The following is a 22,095-nucleotide window of genomic DNA, read 5'->3' as shown; positions in this document are numbered from 1 at the left end:
CTTTTAGGTTTTAATTTGACTTTTAGTTGATAAGCTTTTACCCCTTAGGATAGCATAACTATTAACCAAAATCGAAGACAGGTTTTTATCCTGAAATTAAATATCCACCGTCTGCTGCGTAAACACCACCGGTCATATACGAACCTGCATCTGATGCCAAGAGCATTACAATACCTGCCATTTCATCTGGTTCTGCCATTCTTTTTAGTGGAACGGTTTGATTGTAACCTTCAACTAATTTATCATTGGACCAAAGGCTTTGACTAAACTTTGTTTTTATTAGCCCCGGACAAACGACATTAGAGCGAATACCGTATCTACCCCACTCTTTAGCCTGATTTTTTGTAAGCATAATTAAAGCAGATTTGGTCATACTATACAATCCTAATCTAAACCCTGGATGAATACCCTCTACAGATGAAATATTAATAATACTACCGCTGCCATTCTCTTTCATAAATGGTTGCACCAGGTTTGAGAGTAACCAAGGAGCTTTTACGTTAACATTCATTATTTTATCAAAAACCTCTTCTTCAGCACTTTCTATGGGACCGTAAAAAGGATTGATCGCTGCATTATTTACCAGAATATCTATCCGTCCATATTTTTCAATCGTCTTTGCCACCAGCGCTTCTCTCTGTTCTGCATCACCAATATGACAAGCAATACCAATAGCATCAAAACCAGCTTTATTAAATTCAGCTGCAACAGCATCAACAGCTTTTTTATTTCGACTACTGATAACTAACTTGGCTCCGTTCTCCGCTAAACCACGCGCTATAGATAACCCTATTCCTTTACTAGAACCTGTAACGATTGCTACTTTTCCTGTAAGATCAAATTTTTGCTTTATGCTATTCATATGTTTGTTTCTCTTTTTTCTGTGCTAGTTTTTATATCAAGAAATGATAAAACCTGCGCTATATTCTAAATGTGAATTTATTTTAAACTTTTTCTTGAGAACGGAATATGATTATTCTCGCGTTTTCAAACTAAGTTGGAAAACTCCTCCTTTCCATTGAAAGGAGGAAATTCTACCTATTTTAATTTATGCCTTAAAAAGTTTAAAACATAACTATCAATCTTGTTTCAAGGTAAGAAATAGTACTACTCTTTCTTATTAAATAAAAACTTCTTTATCTGTACCGATAGTTAATGCTTTCTCATTATCCATAAGTATTTCTGCTAGTCCCAAAGTTTTCGGAAGTTCGTATTTGAAATAGAATTCCATAGCATGAATTTTACTTTCATAGAATTCTGCACTGTAATCCTTGTTACCCATTACTAAGGCATTTTGAGCTTCAAGACCTATATTTAGCCATAACCAACTTTGTACTATTGTACTAAAGAATTCCATAAACGGAGTAGCATCTGCTAAGAAACGTTGGTAATCGCCCTTCATGGCAAAGCCCATTAAGCTTTGTAATACCTGTTGCGTCAATTCTAATTTACCTCCTAATTTTTTTGCATAAGGTTTTAAAGAATCGTGAACCATACTTGCTTTAATGGTATTTGTTATTTCTTCGGATAATAGCTGTAAAGCCTTCCCGTTATCCATCGTTACTTTTCTACCTAATAAATCTTGAGATTGAATACCCGTTGTACCTTCATAAATAGCTGAAATACGGATATCTCTTAAATATTGTTGTAATATATATTCGGAACAAAATCCGTATCCACCTAAAACTTGAACTCCATTATTTACCGAAACGATACCCGCTTCAGACGGATATGTTTTTACTAAAGGTGTCATAATCTCTAATAGCAATCTATATTTTTCACGTTCTTCTGCAGTTGCACTTGCTATAGAAAGGTCATGATATTTTGCAGTCAATAGCACTAAACTTTGAGCACCTTCTGTAATTACTTTTTGCAGCAATAACATTCTGCGAACATCTGCATGGTTAATAATTAAGGTCTGTTCTTGATTTGCATCTTTTTTACCTGTGCTTGTTAATTTACGCCCCTGTGGTCTTTCGTTCGCATAGTTTAAAGAAGCTTGGTATGCTGCCGAGGCTATTGCCGCTGCACCTCTACCAACCCCAATTCTAGCACCATTCATCATTAAAAACATATATTTCAACCCTTGGTTAGCCTCACCTACGAGCCAACCTTCACAATTTTCTTTATCACCAAAAAATAAATGCGTTGTGCAATAGCCACGTTGTCCCATTTTTTCGAAATCGGCAACAACGGTTACATCATTAGGTGTTAAACCACCATCTGCAGTTGGTTTGTTTTTAGGCACCACAAATAAGGATATTCCTTTTGTACCTGCAGGTGCACCTTTTATTCTTGCCAAAACCAAATGCACAATATTCTCTGCACCTTGGTAATCACCACCTGATATAAATATTTTCTGTCCGTTAATTTTATATGTATCACCATCAGGCGTAGCAGATGTTGTAATATCTGAAAGTGAACTACCTGCCTGTGGTTCAGTTAAACACATAGTACCGCCCCATTTTCCAGACAGCATATTAGGCAAGTAAATATCTTTAAGCTCTTGACTACCAAAATGGGCAATCAATTCTGCAGAACCCACGGTTAAACCAATATAACCTGGTAAATGATTGTTAGCTGCATCTTGTATAAATGCCGAAGCATGTGCCGCCATGGCAGGCATTTGCATACCACCATGCTCATATGAAAATGAACTTGCAATCAGCCCCATTTCTCCACCAGCTTTCATAAATTTCAACACCTGAGGATGCACTACAATCTCACCATCCTTAAAATGTGCTGGATTCTCATCCATCTCCCTGAAATAAGGGTAAAGCTCTTTATCAGAAAAATCTTTAACCGAATTCAGCATCATTTCTACCGATTCTTGATCATATTCTGCATAGCGCTCTTGGTCAAGAACGTCTTGCAGGTTGTTTACTTTATATAATAAGAATTTCAGCGTTTCTAAGTCTACATATTGATTTGCCATTGCGTTGTATTTTATGAAACATCAAGTTAGTAGATATTTTACCCAAACTCATTAAACTAGTTTAATAAAAGAATGAAACTAGCGATTATCACAGTCAAATCTTCTATATTTAGAACTACCTCTCTAAACCTTAGCATTTTATGGATAATATTTCTAACGCAATTCTTGCTATTTCCCTAATCATCATCATGTTCGGCATGGGTTTATCTTTAGAGATCAAAGATTTCGTTAGAATATTCAGTAAACCTAAAGCCATATTAATTGGTCGATGATGTCAATTAATCATTCTTCCCATAGTTGGCTTCATCCTCATACGAATCTTCCACTTATCGCCAGAAATAGCGATTGGTGTCATCATAATTTCTGCCTGCCCTGGCGGACCAACGTCAAACTTAATTACACATTTAGCAAATGGCGATACTGCTCTTTCGGTTTCACTAACCGCAATTAGTAGCTTAATAACCTTGGTATCGATTCCTTTTATTATCAATTTAGGTTTGCAAGAAGTTTTGGGTGAAGGCACTTCTATTCAACTGAATATCGCCCAAACCATTTTACAAGTATTCATCATCGTAATTTTACCTGTCGGCTTAGGGATGATACTAAAATATAAAAGCCCAAGCTTTGCCCTGAAAATGGAAAAACCAGTAAAAAAAGCATCGGGTATTTTCTTTGTCATTGTTTTGGTTGCAATTCTTATTAAAGAACGGGCACTGCTAATAACCAATATTCAAGAAGCCGGTCTTGTAACTTTAACCCTTAATATTATTACCATGTCTATTGGATATATCTAAGGGTCTATTTTCAATCTACCCCTTAAACAACGTATTTCTGTAGCTTTGGTGGAATACAAAATGGAACTGGGCATAAGCATTGCAACGATTCTACTTAACAACACCGCTTATGCTATTGCTCCAGCTATTTACGGAACGCTAATGTTATTTACCGCAGGTATTTTTATTTACTGGAGCAATAAACAGATTAAAAAACAAATTATTTAAACACAATCGCTTTCTCTTTGACCCACACGCTTTCGAATTTTAGAGAGACCGACAGGTGTTAAACCTAAATATGATGCTATTAAATACTGTGGTAGACGCTGAAATAAATCGGGTCTTTTCTCCAACAGTCTCAAATAACGCTCCTCATTCGTACGACTGTTCATACGTTCTACACGACTGTATGATTTTAAAAAAGCTTCTTGCATTGACAATCTGCCAAATCTTTCTAATTGATGCGAATTATCAAAAGACATTTCTGCATTTGATTTTTTTATTGCAAATACCGTAGATTTTTCAGTTGCCGTTAAATAATATCTAGACGGCGAACCTTTTACATAGGCTGGTAGGTCTGTAAAAAAAATATCTTCGGTATAAAACTCCAATACTTTGGTCTCCCCATCTTGAATTTTATAATAATATATACAACCAGCATCTAAGTAATAAAAATAATTGACCATTTGACCTGAAGAAATAAGAGCTTCGCCTTTCTTTAAATCAATTCTTTCATAGAGTGACAACCAATAATCTAATACATCGTCATCTACTTTATTGTAAGAGAGAATTTTATTCTTAAGATTTTGCAGAGAAGTCACTTTTAGGTTGTTTTATAATTAGTATAAACGATTCAGGATAATTATAAATATAGGCAATTTCAAAAATAAAGGCATCAAAATATTGCCATATTCTATCAACTGCAGTGTAAATTTTAAGAATATGAAAATGTAATCGCTTTATAATAATAGAGTCATACCATTACTTTCCCTTTTACAAAATGCCATATTTTTTCAAACATAGTAATTATCAGAACTTCTTTTGAAGTTACTCATGACGCCTTAATTGTAAAATCCTTGTTATATACTTTGACGCATTAACCCTTCTTGCGCTACAGAAGCAACCAACACTCCTGTTCTGTCATATACACTACCTCTTGAAAATCCTCGTGAGTTAGAAGCACTAGGACTATCCATACTATATAACAACCATTTTTGAATATCAAAATCGCGATGAAACCATATAGCATGGTCTAAGCTGGCATAAAAAGTCTCACCTTTATTTAATACTTCCCTGTGCGGTAACGTCGCCGTGGTCAGTAAATTATAATCAGATGCGTAAGCCAATAATTGTTGTTGCATCGGCAAAGCGATTTCAGCTTTATCGGAAGTGCGCAACCAAGTATTAAAAAATGGAGAACCATTTTCGATTAATTGGGTCGTAAATTTTTCGACTGGCTTAAATTCAAACACCTTAGGCTGTACCGCTTTTAATCTTTTATATGCACCAGGGTACAGATCCTTAATCTCTTCTAACTGCTCAAGACTTGTAGTTAGCTTCTCTGGCGGAATTAAATTAGGCATTGGAAACTGATGATTTACACCATCGGACTTCACCTGAAATGATGCGGCCATATTAAAAATTGCTTTTCCGTTTTGTTTGGCCACTACCCTTCTTGTAGTAAAGCTGCCTCCATTTCTAATGGTATCTACCTCGTATCTGATTGGATAATTTAAATCTCCTCCCAGAATAAAATAACCATGTAAGGAATGTGCAATACGATCTTCTGGTACGGTCTGATAGGCTGCATGTAAGGATTGTGCCAATACTTGTCCTCCAAAAACCCTACCCCAAGGGGCATTATAGTTTTCTCCTTCAAATATAGTTTCGTCTATTCTTTTAAGAGTTATCAACTCTATTAGTTCTTTAATCGTTTGCATTTGAGGATACCTATTTTTTTAGGATCTAAAAGTACAGCTTTACAGATGAAACAAAAACAACCAAACCGTTTATCACAGAAATAACTACGCATCAAAATTGAAACATATTCGTTTACATGAAATTTCTAAATCTCATTTCTATGCCTTTTCACATTACAATTAGTCATATCCAAACAAATAGTAAAGATTAAAGAAATAGTGTCTTTAAGGGTGGTAAAAGAGCAGAGAATTATAATTTGTTATGTTGCCAATACATAAGATCTCAAAAGAAATAGAAGATGATTATGTGTAAATCATGGCTGACATTTTAAAGTAATTTTTAACTATTAAACTATAAAATTAGTATTGAATCTTAGAAAGCAAATTATCAAAAAGCTCAAAAAAGAACATAAAAAAACCAGTTCATTTCTGAACTGGTTTTTGTCGGGGTGGCAGGATTCGAACCTGCGACCTCCGCGTCCCAAACGCGGCGCGATAACCGGGCTACGCTACACCCCGAATTGGTTATCAAAAAATATGTCTCTCAACACATTGTTGCGGAGAGACAGGGATTCGAACCCTGGGTAAATGTTTCCACCTACGACGATTTAGCAAACCGCTCCTTTCGGCCACTCAGGCACCTCTCCAGTAATTCTTCAATGAACTGTTGCTCTAAATAGCGGATGCAAATGTACAAAGTATAACTCGTTTTACGCAACTATTTTTAATGTTTTTTTTCAATAAAAAAATACCACCCTGTTACTCAGGATATTCCACACGCAAATGATAGATGTTTATTAACTTTTGCTTGAAGATTTTCTTAATTGTTTCAATTTCTTTAAAGGTAATATCTGCATTCAAAAATTGATTTGCCTTCATTTGACCGGAAATTATCTTATCAACAAACTCATCGATAATTAAAAAAGTTGGATTTTTTAAACTTTTCGATGCCGCTTCTACAGAATCTGCCATCATTAAAATTGCAGTTTCTCTAGAAAATGGTAAAGGCCCAGGGTACCTAAAATCTTCTTCGTTTACATCGTCATCCAATTCTTTTTGTTTTTTGTAAAAATAAAATACCAATGTGGTGCCATGATGAGATCGTATAAAATCTATGATACGATCAGGTAAGTTATTTTTTCTAGCTATTTCAATTCCCTTTATTACATGATTAATAATAATACGTGCGCTATCTTTAGGGCTCAACTCGTCATGCGGATTTACATTCGTGACCTGATTTTCGGTAAAATAAGTCGGTTCGTTCATTTTACCAATATCATGATACAAAGCCCCCACCCTAACCAACATGGCATTCGCCCCAATTTCGTTAGCGGCCGCCTCAGCCAAATTGGCTACTTGTAACGAATGATGAAATGTGCCTGGCGCCTTATTAGATAGTTCTTTTAAAAGTTTAGAATTGGTATCTGACAACTCCAATAGCGATACATCCGAAACAAGACCGAAGAGCTTTTCATAGATATAAATTAATGGTTGCACAAAAAGTGTGATCATTCCGTTTAACAGAAACAGACCTAATGTATACCACTCAATATCACTTAAATCACCTTCATGTATGGTATGGAACGCTAAATAACCAATTACATATATAAGTGTTATTTGACCTACACTCACAAATAGGTTTGCCCTTTTATACAACTCAGAAACGGTAAGTATAGTTACTATACCGGTAATAATCTGCAAGAATATATATTCAAAACTATTGGGTACTACAAAACCTAAAATTAGAATAGTCAATACATGCACAAACAGACCCAACCGGGCATCAAAAAACGTTTTTAAAATTAATGGAAGTATGCATAATGGCACGACGAACACTAATTGATCATTGTACTTTATAACAATAGTTGTTATAAAAACCATGAGCAAAATATTAAAGAAGATAAACGTAACTTTTACATTATTTTCATATACCGTTCTTCTGTATTTTTTTAAGAACAGAAACAACATAATGAGTACCAGTGCTACTAGTACCGTATACCCTATTAAAATATAATAATAGTTATTGGCCGTCCATAATTCTGATTCGTATTCAGACTTTAACGACTCTAAGATCTTTAGATTTTCAGCTTCAACAACTTCGCCTTTTGCAATGATTAATCGACCCTGATCAATAGTACCTCTTGTATACGAAAGTTTAGATAGGGCTTCATTTCTTGCTTTTTGGGTAAGGTTATTATCAAAACTTACATTGGGCGCAATTATGTCAAAAAATAGAGACTGGGTATCTTTTTCGAAAACCGATAAATTATTATCCGTAAGAACTCTACCTATTAAATCATTAATTTCGCTGACCCTAAAAAAATCTGAAACCCTTACCTTACTAGCCTCATTATTCTTTACTAGAAAAATAAAACTGCGCTGAACTTGCTTCCCATTATTTTGTAAAATTCCTTTGGCGTAGACCGAATCTAATATAACTTTAGAAAAATACTTTAACCTCTTTTTCTGATTTTCCCTAAGTGATGTATTGCCCCACTTATCTTCAAATTTTTGCTCAAATTGTTCTGTAACTTTTTCAACCTCAGCTTGGTCATATCTATAGTAAGGTAGTTGATTACTTTCAATAACCTGCTTTTCCTTGGCTATTTCAGAATCTGTTTTTTGTATAGAAAAATCAAATGGGGCATATAAGTTTTCAAATTGCCAAGGTTTACCTTTTTGAAACTCATACTTGAATTTACCTCCCTTGGGCAAAAAAAACACGATAAAAGCAACAGCTACAACATAGAGTATGTATTTGAAAATGAGCGATTGCTGTTTGTAAAGATTATCCAAAAGTAAATTGTATTAGGTTCTTCAAAAATAGAAAATTATAATCTGAAAACTAGTAATTGAAACGATATCCCTTGGGTTGCTATAGAATTTAGTAATTTCGTGACATCAAATAATTAAAAACATGAAAGAGGTCGTTATTGTTTCTGCTGTTAGAACCCCAATAGGAAGTTTTATGGGCGGATTATCAACAATACCTGCTCCCAAATTAGGGGCGGTTGCTATTGAAGGTGTATTAAAGAAAATAAATCTTGATCCTACATTGGTAGATGAAGTTATCATGGGAAATGTGGTACAAGCGGGAACCGGACAAGCACCTGCTAGACAGGCCGCCATATTTGCCGGTATTCCGAATACCGTACCTTGTACGACCATAAACAAAGTTTGTGCCTCTGGTATGAAAGCTGTTATGCAAGGTGCACAAGCTATTGCTCTTGGTGACGCAGATATTGTTATTGCGGGTGGTATGGAGAACATGAGCCTAATACCTCATTATGTTCATATGAGAACAGGTACCAAATTCGGACCCACTTCTTTAATCGATGGCATGCAAAAAGATGGTTTAGTAGATGCGTATGATGAAAACGCCATGGGTGTTTGTGCAGATGCTTGCGCTATTAAATACGAATTCAACAGAGAAGATCAAGATGCTTACGCTATACAATCATACAAGAGATCTTCTGATGCGTGGGAAAACGGGAAATTTGATAATGAAGTTATACCAGTTGCGGTTCCACAAAGACGTGGAGAGCCTAAAATGGTTATAAAAGATGAAGAATTCAGTAATGTATTCATCGATAAAATACCCAACTTAAGACCTGCCTTCTCTAAAGACGGTACCGTTACGGCAGCAAATGCTTCTACTATTAATGATGGCGCCGCTGCTCTAATATTAATGAGTAGAGAAAAAGCAGAAGCACTAAATTTAAAACCATTAGCGGTTATAAAAGGTTATGCAGATGCTGCTCATGAGCCAGAATGGTTTACTACGGCGCCAGCAAAAGCTTTACCAAAAGCATTGGCAAAATCTAAGTTAAAGTTAGAAGAAATCGATTTCTTCGAATTTAACGAAGCATTTTCTGTAGTTGGTCTTGCCAATATGAAAATATTAGGTTTAGATGACAAAAATGTTAATGTAAATGGCGGCGCTGTTTCTTTAGGACACCCGTTAGGATGTTCTGGTGCACGTATTCTAATAACATTATTAAATGTATTAGAACAAAATAATGCTAAACTTGGTGCAGCTGCAATCTGTAATGGTGGCGGTGGTGCATCGGCAATAATTATCGAAAGGGTTTAAGCCCTCAAAAAAATTACATGCAATACGGTATTTGTCAATTAAGCATTGTTCCCATTAGAAGTATACCAGATGAAGCTTCTGAGTTAGTCTCCCAACTTTTGTTCGGGGAGCACTTTAAAATACTTAAAAGTCGAAAAAACTGGTCTAGAATAAAAACTATTTTCGACAAGTGCGAGGGCTGGATAATGAATAGTCAATTGAAATTTATAAGCGATAATGAATTTAATGCGATTCAAGAAAGCAAACATTTTAATTATGTTGCCGACTTAATTTCGTTTGTTAAAGATTCTAATGAAATTGAAACACCTATAGTTATCGGTTCTTGTATTTACAATACCCCACCATTGTCTGTAAATTTTAATGGGAATCTCTTAACTAACGTGCAACCTAAAGAGAATTTGAGCAATACCTCATTGCTGTATTTAAACTCTCCGGAATTAAAAGGAGGAAAATCTCCTTTCGGTATTGACAGTGCAGGCTTTACACAAATGGTGTATAGAGTTAATGGATATCATCTTTTACGAACCGCAGAACAACAATCGACACAAGGTACAGCACTAAGCTTTGTTGAAGAAAGTGAGGCTGGCGATTTAGCATTTTTCGACAATGTCAATGGTGTTATTGACCACGTAGGCATTATTATGGACAATAATTATGTTATTCATGTCAACGGTAAAGTTCGAATAGATCGCATAGATCACACTGGTATTTTCAATAAGGACCTAAGAACTTATACGCATCAATTAAGAGTTATTAAAAAAGTGATATAAAAAAAGGCCCTGATAAGGGCCTTTTAATTTATAGCTTTCTGTTAATTACTCGCCCAATAACTTCTTCATTTTAGTGAAGTTTTCTGTATCACCCATAGCTCCGTAAATATTCTTAAGCTGAGTCATTATATTTTCATTATCAGGACTGTTCTTCAATGCATTTTCCAATACATCAGCACCTTGCTTAAACAAACCATCTTTTTTCTCTTTAAGCTCATCATATTTTGCAATATCAGCTCTAGAGTTACCTAGTGAATTCATTTCATCAATTAATGCATTACCTTCATTAACATAAGTTGTAGAAAGGTTTAAGTAAGCATTTGTATACTTTGGATCAATTTCAATAGCTTTTTTGTAAGACACACGTGCATCTTCGTAATTTTCTTGCTCCATACTGATTACACCAACGTTGTAATGTAAATCTGGATTGTCTGGAGCCAAAGCAATCGCTTGAGCCATTAATTCTTTAAACTTATCTTTATTTCCTTGATTGAAATATAAGTTAGCTTCATTTAAAATAAGATTTACATCTTCTGGATCATTTTTTCTAGCTGCTTGGTAAGCCTCTAAAGCTTTTTCATCTTGACCTAATTGGGTATAAATCAAAGCTGTATTTTTAACAATCTCAGCTTTTTTAGATGGAGTTTTCTCATCTACCGGGTTTGAATACGTACCTGATTTTACCATAAGATCACGTTGTACCTTATCCATTTCTTCAACTTCACCAGAAGCTGCGTTCGTAGCTTTATACACTACCGCACTACCATCATAACCTACTTCTTGTAATTTATTATAGTAATCTAATGCCATTTCATAATGACCACCATTTACAGCACTACCTGCTGCGTAGTATAAATAAGAAGTATCTTTTGGACTAAGCGTGTAGCTCATGTACAACTTTTCAGCAGCTTCTTTAAACTTATTGTTGCCATTATCACTAACAGCAGAGTTTACTAGATCAGCAGTCAATGATGCCATGTATTGGTTCGTTTCAGAAGTATATTTCTGCTTACCAGAAGCTTCTTCTAATTCAATAACCTTTTTGAAAGAAGTTGCTGATTTTTCAAACGCATCATTATTTCCTTTTTTAGCCAAATCACTATAAATTTTACCTCTAGTGAAATAGTATTGTGCCTGCGTTTTCTCATCGGCAGCAGCAATAGTACCAGATGCAGCCTCAAGAGCAGTTTGTGCCCCAGCAGCATCACCTGATTTCAATGCTTTCTCTGCATTTTTTATTTCATTTTTCTGAGCAAAACCTATGATAGTAAATGATAGCGCTGCTACAAGTAATAATCTATTTTTCATTTTTAATATATTAATTATTAGTGTTTAAAAATTTATGATGTTTATTCTTCGGTATCAGAATTATCAATCTCTGTGCCGTCTTCCGATTCAGAATTATCAATCTCCGTGCCATCTTCTGCATCTACCTCAATATTAAGTATTTCAGATTCTTCCAAATCATCCTCATCTTTCATTACCTTGGCAACAGCAGCAATAGAGTCGCTACCTTTAATGTTTATCAATCGCACACCTTGTGTTGCTCTACCCATAACACGTAGATCTTCTACGCTCAAACGAATTGCAATACCAGATTTGTTGATAATCATTAAATCATCTGAGTCAGTAACATTTTTAATAGCTACCAAGCCACCAGTTTTGTCAGTAACACTTATAGTTTTAACACCTTTACCTCCTCTATTAGTAACTCTATAATCTTCTATACTTGAACGTTTACCATATCCTTTTTCAGAAACTACTAAAATTTCATCTTCAAGATTATGAACCGATATCATACCGATTACCTCATCGTCATCGTTAGCCAAAGTAATACCCCTGACACCAGATGCATTTCTACCCATTGGTCTGGTCTTACTTTCTTCAAAACGAATTGCTTTACCAGACTTAAGACCTAAGAAAATTTCACTAGTCCCGGTGGTTAATTTTGCTTCAAGCAATTCATCACCGTCACGCACAGTAATTGCATTTATACCATTTTGACGTGGTCTTGAATATTGCTCTAACGAGGTCTTCTTAACGATACCTTTTTTAGTAGCCATAATGACAAAGTGACCGTTTACATATTCTTCATCTTTTAAATCTTGCGTACAGATAAAAGCTTTTACACTATCATCTTGCTCAATATTTATCAAATTCTGTATCGCTCTACCTTTTGAGGTTCTACTTCCTTCGGGTATTTCAAAAACCCGCATCCAGAAACATTTCCCTTTTTGCGTAAAAAACAACATATATTGGTGATTTGTGCCAACAAAAAGATGTTCTAAGAAATCTTCATTTCTAGTCGAAGATGCTTTTTGACCTACTCCACCTCTATTCTGTGTTTTATATTCTGATAACGGAGTTCTTTTTATATAACCGGCATGAGAAATGGTAATTACCACTTGCTCATCTGGGATCATATCTTCCATACTAAGATCACCACCTGCAAAGTTAATTACAGACCTTCTTTCATCTCCGTACTTACCTTTTATCTCCTGCAATTCATCCTTAATGATTTGCATTCTGCGTTCTTTTTTATCAAGTATGTCTTTTAAATCGGCTATTAAAAGAATTATTTCATCGTATTCGGTTCTAAGCTTATCTTGCTCAAGACCGGTAAGCTGACGTAGTCGCATTTCTACGATCGCTTTTGCCTGAATTTCACTTAACTTAAAGCGTTCCATCAAGTTTGCACGAGCTTCATCAGCATTATTCGATGCTCTAATAATAGCAATTACTTCATCTATATTATCAGAAGCAATTATCAATCCTTCTAAAATATGCGCGCGATCTTCAGCCTTTTTTAATTCGAACTGAGTTCGTCTAACCACAACTTCATGTCTATGCTCCACAAAATAATGGATCATTTCCTTCACATTCAATAACTGAGGCCTTCCATTCACCAAGGCAATGTTATTAACACTAAATGAAGTTTGCAATGCTGTATACTTAAACAACATGTTCAATACAATATTAGGTATTGCATCTCTTTTTAAGATATAAACGATTCGCATACCGTTACGGTCAGATTCGTCCCTAATATTTGAAATTCCCTCGATCTTCTTATCATTTACAAGATCGGCAGTCTTCTTGATCATGTCTGCCTTATTGACTTGATAAGGAATTTCATGAACAATTATACACTCTCTACCTTGAACTTCTTCGAAAGTTGCCTTTGCACGCATCATCACACGACCTCTACCCGTATGAAAAGCCTCTTTCACCCCATCATAGCCATAGATAATTCCACCTGTTGGAAAATCTGGAGCTTTTATATGGGTAATTAGCTCATCAATCTCAATATCATTATTATCTATATAGGCAACCGTACCATCGACAACTTCGGAAAGGTTATGAGGTGGCATGTTGGTAGCCATACCTACTGCAATACCAGACGCCCCGTTAACCAAAAGGTTCGGAACTCTAGTTGGTAATACCGTAGGTTCTTTTAATGAATCATCAAAATTCAATTGATAGTCTACCGTTTCTTTTTCGATATCAGAAAGCATATCATCTGCAATCTTACGCATACGGGCTTCCGTATAACGCATTGCTGCAGGGCTATCACCATCTATAGAACCAAAGTTACCTTGACCATCTACAAGCATATAACGCAAACTCCATTCTTGAGCCATACGCACCATTGCATCATAAACCGAAGTATCCCCGTGTGGGTGATACTTACCTAAAACCTCCCCGACAATACGCGCAGATTTTTTATGAGAGCTATTACTTCTAACCCCTAATTCATGCATTCCAAATAAAACTCTTCTGTGCACGGGTTTCAATCCGTCCCTGACGTCTGGCAGGGCTCGTGACACAATGACCGACATTGAGTAATCAATGTAGGCAGATTTCATTTCATCTTCAATATTAATAGGAATCAATTTTTCACCGTCAGCCATTTTAAAATCTTCTGTTTTTTAATTAGTAAAAAAGCATGCCAATATACTTAAATCCTGAGCGTTTTAAGAATAAGTGCTTTTAATAATGTTATTTTTTATTAACACTTTGTAGACTTGTGTTAATTTTCAATTTATATTCTAATTTGAGTCACAATACAGGCACATTTAATGGGTTTTACAATAACTTTAACGATTATAGGTACGGTATTTGCCATGGATTGGATGAGATTTAGTAATTTTATAGTAGATAATATAGTATATGGATGATAATTTTTCCCCAAGAGTAAAGGATGTAATTGCATATAGCAAAGAGGAAGCATTGCGACTTGGTCACGATTTTATCGGTACCGAGCACCTCATGCTAGGGCTTCTTAGAGATGGAAACGGGAAGGCTATAAGCATTTTAGATGCTTTAGAAGTTGATTTAGAACATCTACGTAGAAAAGTAGAAATTCTTAGTCCTTCGAACCCTAACGCTAGTGGCGTACAAAAAGATAAAAAGAATTTACACCTAACGAGACAGGCAGAACGTGCTTTAAAAACAACATTTTTAGAAGCTAAGCTTTTTCAAAGCTCCTCTATTAATACTGCGCACCTCTTGCTTTGTATTCTTAGAAATGAAAATGACCCGACTACAAAACTTTTACACAAGCTAAAAGTTGACTATGACGGTGTAAAAGAACAGTTTAAATTTATGATTACAAGCGACGACGATATGGTCGACGGCCCAACGGCCGAATCTTTTCCTAGTGATTCTGAAGATGCCAATGAAGGTAAAGAAAGTACTTTTGGTGCCGCTTCTAGCCAAAAAGGCACTAAGAAATCTAAAACTCCGGTATTAGATAACTTCGGTAGAGACCTTACCCAAATGGCCGAGGAAAATAAACTAGACCCAGTTGTTGGTAGAGAAAAAGAAATTGAAAGGGTTTCTCAAATTCTTAGTAGAAGGAAAAAGAACAACCCATTGCTTATTGGTGAGCCAGGTGTTGGTAAAAGTGCCATTGCCGAAGGTCTTGCATTACGTATAGTTAACAAGAAAGTTTCAAGAATTCTTTTTAACAAAAGAGTTGTTACACTTGATCTAGCATCTTTAGTTGCTGGTACGAAATATCGTGGACAGTTCGAAGAGCGAATGAAGGCAGTAATGAACGAACTTGAGAAAAATGATGATGTAATTTTATTCATAGATGAAATTCATACCATTGTTGGCGCAGGTGGAGCTACAGGAAGTTTAGATGCCTCGAACATGTTCAAACCAGCATTGGCAAGAGGTGAAATTCAATGTATTGGTGCAACAACCCTTGACGAATACCGACAGTATATTGAAAAGGATGGCGCTTTGGAAAGACGTTTTCAAAAAGTAATTGTTGAGCCAACTACAGTTGATGAAACAATTGAAATCTTACATAATATAAAAGGTAAATACGAAGATCACCATAATGTAACCTATACTGACGAAGCTATTGAAGCTTGTGTTAAATTAACAAATAGGTACATGACTGATCGTTTTTTACCAGACAAAGCTATTGATGCCCTTGACGAAGCTGGCTCTCGTGTGCACATCGTTAATATGGATGTTCCTAAACAAATTCTTGAATTGGAAAAGAAATTAGAAGATGTACGTGAGCTCAAAAACAGTGTTGTTAAGAAGCAGAAATATGAAGAAGCTGCTAAGTTGCGTGATGACGAGAAAAGTCTAGAAAAAGATCTTGCTATTGCTCAAGAGCGTTGGGAAGATGATAGTAAGCTGAACAAAGAGACTGTTAGCGAAGATAATGTTGCCGATGTTGTTTCTATGATGAGCGGTATACCTGTTAACAGAATTGCACAAACAGAAAGTAACAAGTTAGCGGGATTACCAGAGCTAATCAAATCGAACGTAATCGGACAAAACGAAGCAGTTGCCAAAGTTTCTAAAGCAATTCAACGTAATAGAGCAGGACTAAAAGATCCTAACAAGCCAATTGGTTCGTTTATATTTTTAGGGCAAACAGGTGTTGGTAAAACTCAATTAGCTAAAGTATTGGCGAAAGAGCTTTTTGATTCAGAAGATGCACTTATTCGTATAGATATGAGTGAGTATATGGAGAAGTTCGCTATTTCTAGATTAGTTGGTGCACCTCCAGGATACGTTGGTTATGAAGAAGGCGGTCAGTTAACGGAGAAAGTTAGAAGAAAACCTTACGCCGTAATTTTACTTGATGAGGTTGAAAAAGCGCATCCAGATGTGTTCAATATGCTTTTACAGGTATTGGATGATGGTTTCTTAACTGATAGTCTTGGTCGTAAAATTGATTTTAGAAATACGATTATCATTATGACTTCAAATATCGGAGCAAGACAATTGAAAGACTTTGGTCAAGGTGTCGGTTTCGGTACTTCAGCCAAAAAATCTCAAGAAGACTCTCATCAAAAAGGTGTTATAGAAAATGCATTGAAAAAAGCTTTCGCTCCTGAATTCTTGAATAGAATTGATGATGTTATTGTTTTCAATGCTCTTGAAAGAGAAGACATTCATAAGATTATAGATATTGAATTAGCTAAATTGTTTAAAAGAATCAAGGATATTGGTTACCACTTGAATCTTACTGATGAAGCTAAGGATTATATTGCAGAGAAAGGCTTTGACAAACAGTACGGAGCTAGACCGCTTAAAAGAGCAATACAAAAATACATTGAAGACGCCTTAGCGGAAGAAATAGTGAATTCTAAGCTTAAAGAGGGCGATAGTATTTACATCGATCTTGATAAGAAAAGTGAAGAGCTTACTATTAAAATTGAAAAAGCAGAAGAAGAATCACCTAAAACCTAGGTATTTATTTTACTTAAATTTAAAAAAGGAGCCCTAATGTAGGGCTCCTTTTTCGTACAATTCATTTTTAATTGTAAGAATAAAAACACACTGAATAGTAGCCATACGCAGTATGAACGATATTTTCGCGTTTAAACTAAAAATTTACCTTGAGAATGTAGTTCCTTTTACTTTCGCTTCAGACACACTATATTAATACGAATAGAATGAAGATTGAATCTACCAAGAAGAAGGTAATTGTAAGGGAATACGAATTAGAAACAGGAAAAATTCAAGTATATGAGAACTACATGGTATCCATCTTTGATGAAGGAGCTACGTTAACTCTAGAAAGAGCATATCAAATTATTGGTATTTCTGAAATTCACTTCAGAGATAAAAACTTCGGTTTTATTAGTCTACGAAAAAATTCTTTTGCGATTGATCCCACCATATATAACTATCTTAAGCAATTAGACAATCTTAAAGCTTTTGCTATTGTTTCTGTTAAAGAGATAGACATGCATAACTTTAAGATTGAAAAACTGTTCTACAAAAAACCTATGAAGTTTTTCATTGAATATGATAATGCTTTAAAATGGGTAAAAAGAAGAGTTAACTCTTAAAAGAAAATCAACTTGGTTGATTTTCTTCTTCTACTACAGGTTGTTCGGGCATTTTAAATAAATCTAAATACGCACCAGCTAAATTATCTATTAGATGCGATGCTGTTAAAGATTGAAAACCTGTAGATTCTACCGCAATATCACCTGCTCTACCATGCAAGTAGACTCCGAATATTGCTGCATCTAAAGCAGGATAACCCTGAGCCCTTAGACCTGTTATTATACCCGTTAAGACATCGCCACTTCCTGCTGTAGCCATACCAGGGTTTCCGGTTGTATTTACATAACCTTTTTCATTCTGAACTATAATTGTATGTGCGCCTTTAATAACTACTATGCACTTATACTTTTTAGAAAACTTTTTGACCTTGGTCAATTTTTCAAAGTCGTCTTTCCATTTACCAATTAATCGTTCTAACTCCTTTGGATGCGGAGTCAAAATAGAATCTTCTGGCAATTCTTTCAATAAATCTTTATGCTGAGAAAGAATATTAAGTGCATCGGCATCAAGTACCAATGGGAGCTTATTACTTTTCAAAAAACCAGATAAAGCATTTACAGTAGCCTCACTGGTTCCGATACCTACTCCCACTCCAACAACAGACGGCTCTATATCAAATTTTATATCCGTTAGTTCATTTTCATTGGCATCAGTTAGAACCATGATTTCAGGCAAAGATGTTTGCAGAATAGTATCGCCTATTTTTGGAACATAAGACGTTACTAAACCACTACCTGAATAAAGCGCAGCTTTAGACGACAAACAAACAGAACCCATTTTACCATAGCTACCTCCTATAAGCAACGAATGACCATACGTACCCTTATGACCATATTTGTCACGAGGTTTATATAATGTGAGTACTTCGTTCTTGCCGATCAATTCATATTCAGTTTCGGTATTCATCAAATACTCTGGGTCTAAACCTATATCTAATACTTCCCACTGTTCTATATATTTTCCGGTTTCAGGTAAAAAGAACACCAACTTTGGAGTTTGAAAACTCAATACAAAATTAGATTTTATAATTGCATCGAAATCTTCCGGACCTTGATCGGTGAATAATCCCGAGGGAATATCAATAGATAATATGAATGCTTGAGAATTATTTAAATGCTGAATTACCTTAACCCCCCATGCATCTGGTGTTCTATTTAATCCTATTCCAAAAATTCCATCTACGATAATATCTTCTCTACCAATTTCTGGCAGTTCATCATCAGAATTCATAAAATGCGGCCATACCTTGCGATCTTTTAATCTATCTAAGTTTATAAGAAAATCTTTTGAGCGCTTCTCACTATAATTAATAACATACACTTCTACATTATAACCATGATCTACAAGATGCCTGGCAAGGGCAATACCATCTCCCCCATTATTACCAATACCACAGAATAAATGTATTTTCACAGGTGCACCCTGCATACGCAAATGCATCCAATTGAAGAGCTGCAAGGCTGCGCGTTCCATTAATTCATTACTGCCTATTTCCTCTTTTTTAATAGAAATCTGATCTGCCTTATAAATCTGTTTTGCACTATATAATTTCATTCTTTATTTTTTTTACAGCTAAAAAGTAACGATTCCGTAAAAAATTGTGGAATCATTTGATTAAGATACCAAATGTACTACATTTGATTTTCAACTATTAGTATTTATGGACTGCTATAAAACAGACATAACATTCGATTTCACTTCAGCTACTATTACTTATGGTACAGCTACGGCATTTTTCACCCTTTGGGGTTAAAAACTATATTTCTCCGTACCCGTGTTTAATTACACCATATCTTAAATTACAAAGTCAATATTTCACAACATGAAAGTTCTAAAATTCGGTGGCTCATCTGTAGCCAAACCTGAAAATATAATTAAAATTAAAAATATAATCTCTAAGTACAACGACCCTATTATTCTGGTTGTTTCAGCCTTAGGAGGTGTAACAGATCTATTATTAGAAGCTGGATCATTAGCTTCTACCCAAGATCAATCTTACAAAGAAATTCTTAGCACATTAGAAGAAAGACATCTTTCTACTATTAAAGAATTAATACCGGTAACGGCACAAAGCAAAGTTCTTAGCAAAGTTAAGAGCGAGTTCAACGTATTGGAAACGCTTTTGGAAGGTGCTTTTTTCATAGGAGAAATAACGCCGAAATTATCAGATAAAATAGTAAGCTACGGCGAACTTCTTTCTTCTTACATTATTAGCGAATACCTTATTAGCGAAAAACTAGACGCTGAATTTAAAGATAGTAGAGAACTCATTATTACACATAAGCTTAACGGCAAGAATGTGGTAAACTTTGAAAAAACTAACGCTAATTGCGTAGATTATTTCAAATCTTCAAATAAAAAAGTAACCGTTTGCCCAGGGTTTATAGCTACTTCTGAAGAAGGAGTATCCACTACTTTAGGTAGAGGTGGTTCTGATTATACAGCAGCAATATATGCTGCTGCTATTGATGCAGATGTTTTAGAGATTTGGACAGATGTTAGTGGTATGTATACTGCGAACCCAAAAATGGTGAAGCAAGCAAAAGCTATTCCACATATTTCGTATGAGGAAGCTATGGAGCTTTCTCATTTTGGTGCTAAAGTACTTTACCCACCTACTATACAACCTGTATTATCGAAAGGGATATCTATTGTCATTAAGAACACTTTTAGCCCTGATGAAGCTGGTACATTAATTACAAAATCTAAAAACGAAAAAGGAAAGACCGTTCGTGGTATAAGCCATATTGGCAATATTGCATTGCTTTCTTTAGAAGGACCAGGAATGGTAGGTATACCAGGAATTTCAAAACGATTTTTCGAGGTTCTTTCTCAAGCAGATATTAGTGTGGTTTTGATTACACAAGCGTCTTCTGAGCATTCTATCTGCGTAGGTATTTCTGCCGATGATGTTGAAAAGGCAGTAAATATTGTCAATGAAGCTTTTGAATATGAAATTGAAAGAGGTCGAATAAAACAGGTAATTCCTGAAAAAGATTTGGCTATCGTTGCTCTAGTTGGCGATAATATGAAAAGCCACCAAGGTTTGAGCGGTAAAATGTTTAGCACCCTTGGTAAAAACAATGTGAATATTAGGGTGATTGCCCAAGGTGCATCTGAAAGAAATATTTCTTGTATTATTGATGAGAAGGATGTTAAAAAAGCACTGAATGCATTGCACGAAGAGTTTTTTGAAGAAAACATTAAGCAATTAAACCTATTTGTAATGGGTGTTGGTAATGTTGGCGCAAAGTTTCTAGAGCAAATTAAAGAACAACGTAAATTCTTGAAAGAGAATTTAAAATTGAACATTCGAGTAATAGGAATGTCCAACTCAAGAACAATGCTTTTTGATGAAAAAGGGATAGACTTAAATGATTGGTCAGCTAAACTTGCGGCAGGCGAAAACGCCGACAAGGTGAAGTTTTTAGAGATGGTTAATAGCCTAAATTATAGAAACAGCATTTTTGTTGATAATACTGCTAGTGAAGAAGTATCTAAAACGTATAGTGAATATTTAAGCAATAGTATTTCTGTAGTTACTTGTAATAAAATTGCTTGTTCTTCTGCCTACGAAAACTATTCTCATTTAAAATCTCTAGCAAGAACATATAACGCTCCTTTCTTATTCGAAACTAATGTTGGTGCGGGTTTACCAATTATAGATACTTTAAAACACCTTATTGCATCAGGAGATAAAATTCTTAAAATTCAAGCTGTTCTTTCAGGAAGTTTAAACTTTGTTTTTAATAACTTCAATGATAAAACCACCTTCCATGATGTGGTAAAACAAGCTCAGGAAGAGGGATATACAGAACCTGATCCAAAAATTGATTTAAGTGGCGTTGATGTAATGCGTAAAATTTTAATCTTAGCTCGCGAGAGTGGAAATCAATTGGAAATCAGTGATATTACCAACAATCCGTTTTTACCTGAAGAAAGTTTAAACACAGCCAATAATGATGAGTTTTTTGCTTCTTTAGTTCAAAATGAAGCTCATTTTCAATCACTGTTTACTAGTGCAAAACATGCAGATAGCAAATTGAAATATGTTGCTCAGTTCGATGATGGTAAAGCAAGTGTAGGTTTACAGGAAATACCAAAAGGGCATGATTTCTACAACTTAGAAGGTAGTGATAACATAGTGCTTTTTTACACAGAAAGATATCCTAATCAACCAATGATCATCAAAGGTGCAGGTGCAGGTGCTGCAGTAACAGCTTCTGGTATTTTTGCAGATATTATACGAATTGGTAATTTCTAAATTTCATAACAAGAG

General features: G+C 35.2%; 13 protein-coding genes, 2 tRNA genes and 1 pseudogene. 6 read left to right on the top strand and 10 right to left on the bottom strand.

Features of this window, described 5'->3' with window-relative positions:
• Positions 1 to 85: 85 nt before the first annotated feature.
• Both CLV90_RS19090 and CLV90_RS19085 read right to left on the bottom strand, forming a co-directional pair.
• Positions 86 to 862: a glucose 1-dehydrogenase gene (locus CLV90_RS19090; protein WP_133689109.1), complete on the bottom strand. Its 777-nt coding sequence runs from the start codon at positions 860 to 862 to the stop codon at positions 86 to 88.
• Between the two features lie 258 nt (positions 863 to 1,120).
• Positions 1,121 to 2,935, bottom strand: coding sequence for an acyl-CoA dehydrogenase (locus tag CLV90_RS19085; protein ID WP_133689108.1), 1,815 nt, complete (start codon positions 2,933 to 2,935; stop codon positions 1,121 to 1,123).
• A gap of 140 nt (positions 2,936 to 3,075) precedes the next feature.
• Between CLV90_RS19085 and CLV90_RS19075 the strand changes: the two are divergent.
• A pseudogene (locus tag CLV90_RS19075) lies at positions 3,076 to 3,729 on the top strand (bile acid:sodium symporter family protein).
• Positions 3,730 to 3,932: 203 nt separating this feature from the next.
• Here CLV90_RS19075 and CLV90_RS19070 read toward each other — a convergent pair.
• The 5 genes from CLV90_RS19070 to CLV90_RS19050 form a co-directional block, all read right to left on the bottom strand.
• Positions 3,933 to 4,529 carry a Crp/Fnr family transcriptional regulator gene (locus CLV90_RS19070; protein ID WP_133689105.1) on the bottom strand — a complete coding sequence of 199 codons (597 nt, stop codon included), beginning with the start codon at positions 4,527 to 4,529 and terminating at the stop codon, positions 3,933 to 3,935.
• Between the two features lie 258 nt (positions 4,530 to 4,787).
• Positions 4,788 to 5,648, bottom strand: a complete 861-nt coding sequence (locus CLV90_RS19065; RefSeq protein ID WP_133689104.1) for an acyl-CoA thioesterase — start codon at positions 5,646 to 5,648, stop codon at positions 4,788 to 4,790.
• Between the two features lie 423 nt (positions 5,649 to 6,071).
• Positions 6,072 to 6,146 (bottom strand) — tRNA-Pro (locus CLV90_RS19060).
• A 39-nt stretch (positions 6,147 to 6,185) separates the two neighbouring features.
• Positions 6,186 to 6,274, bottom strand: a tRNA-Ser gene (locus CLV90_RS19055).
• Positions 6,275 to 6,386: 112 nt separating this feature from the next.
• Positions 6,387 to 8,423, bottom strand: a complete 2,037-nt coding sequence (locus CLV90_RS19050; protein ID WP_133689103.1) for an HD family phosphohydrolase — start codon at positions 8,421 to 8,423, stop codon at positions 6,387 to 6,389.
• A 121-nt stretch (positions 8,424 to 8,544) separates the two neighbouring features.
• On the opposite strand from CLV90_RS19050, the gene CLV90_RS19045 reads away from it, so the two are divergent.
• Both CLV90_RS19045 and CLV90_RS19040 read left to right on the top strand, forming a co-directional pair.
• On the top strand, positions 8,545 to 9,720 hold the full coding sequence (locus CLV90_RS19045) for an acetyl-CoA C-acyltransferase (protein WP_133689102.1): 1,176 nt from the start codon (positions 8,545 to 8,547) through the stop codon (positions 9,718 to 9,720).
• Between the two features lie 17 nt (positions 9,721 to 9,737).
• Entirely contained in the window at positions 9,738 to 10,490 is a 753-nt protein-coding gene (locus tag CLV90_RS19040; protein WP_133689101.1) for a C40 family peptidase, read from the top strand.
• Positions 10,491 to 10,535: 45 nt separating this feature from the next.
• Here CLV90_RS19040 and CLV90_RS19035 read toward each other — a convergent pair whose 3' ends face one another.
• Together CLV90_RS19035 and gyrA are read right to left on the bottom strand one after the other, a co-directional pair.
• Positions 10,536 to 11,798 carry a tetratricopeptide repeat protein gene (locus CLV90_RS19035; RefSeq protein WP_133689100.1) on the bottom strand — a complete coding sequence of 421 codons (1,263 nt, stop codon included), beginning with the start codon at positions 11,796 to 11,798 and terminating at the stop codon, positions 10,536 to 10,538.
• Between the two features lie 41 nt (positions 11,799 to 11,839).
• Positions 11,840 to 14,398, bottom strand: a complete 2,559-nt coding sequence (gene gyrA, locus CLV90_RS19030) for a DNA gyrase subunit A (protein WP_133689099.1) — start codon at positions 14,396 to 14,398, stop codon at positions 11,840 to 11,842.
• Positions 14,399 to 14,657: 259 nt separating this feature from the next.
• On the opposite strand from gyrA, the gene CLV90_RS19025 reads away from it, so the two are divergent.
• Both CLV90_RS19025 and CLV90_RS19020 read left to right on the top strand, forming a co-directional pair.
• Positions 14,658 to 17,210 (top strand): ATP-dependent Clp protease ATP-binding subunit, encoded by a 2,553-nt coding sequence (locus CLV90_RS19025; RefSeq protein ID WP_133689098.1) that lies wholly within the window; start codon positions 14,658 to 14,660, stop codon positions 17,208 to 17,210.
• A 206-nt stretch (positions 17,211 to 17,416) separates the two neighbouring features.
• On the top strand, positions 17,417 to 17,815 hold the full coding sequence (locus tag CLV90_RS19020; RefSeq protein ID WP_133689097.1) for an STAS/SEC14 domain-containing protein: 399 nt from the start codon (positions 17,417 to 17,419) through the stop codon (positions 17,813 to 17,815).
• A gap of 7 nt (positions 17,816 to 17,822) precedes the next feature.
• Here the strand turns inward: CLV90_RS19020 and CLV90_RS19015 are convergent, their stop codons facing one another.
• Positions 17,823 to 19,370, bottom strand: coding sequence for an NAD(P)H-hydrate dehydratase (locus CLV90_RS19015; RefSeq protein WP_133689096.1), 1,548 nt, complete (start codon positions 19,368 to 19,370; stop codon positions 17,823 to 17,825).
• Between the two features lie 268 nt (positions 19,371 to 19,638).
• Here CLV90_RS19015 and thrA point away from each other — a divergent pair, with 268 nt between their 5' ends.
• Positions 19,639 to 22,080 carry a bifunctional aspartate kinase/homoserine dehydrogenase I gene (thrA, locus tag CLV90_RS19010; protein ID WP_133689095.1) on the top strand — a complete coding sequence of 814 codons (2,442 nt, stop codon included), beginning with the start codon at positions 19,639 to 19,641 and terminating at the stop codon, positions 22,078 to 22,080.
• Positions 22,081 to 22,095: the final 15 nt, after the last annotated feature.

Origin of the sequence: Maribacter spongiicola (genome assembly GCF_004364165.1) — a bacterium.
Taxonomy (GTDB): Bacteria; Bacteroidota; Bacteroidia; order Flavobacteriales; family Flavobacteriaceae; genus Maribacter; species Maribacter spongiicola.
This window is presented reverse-complemented; position numbering and strand designations above follow the sequence as displayed.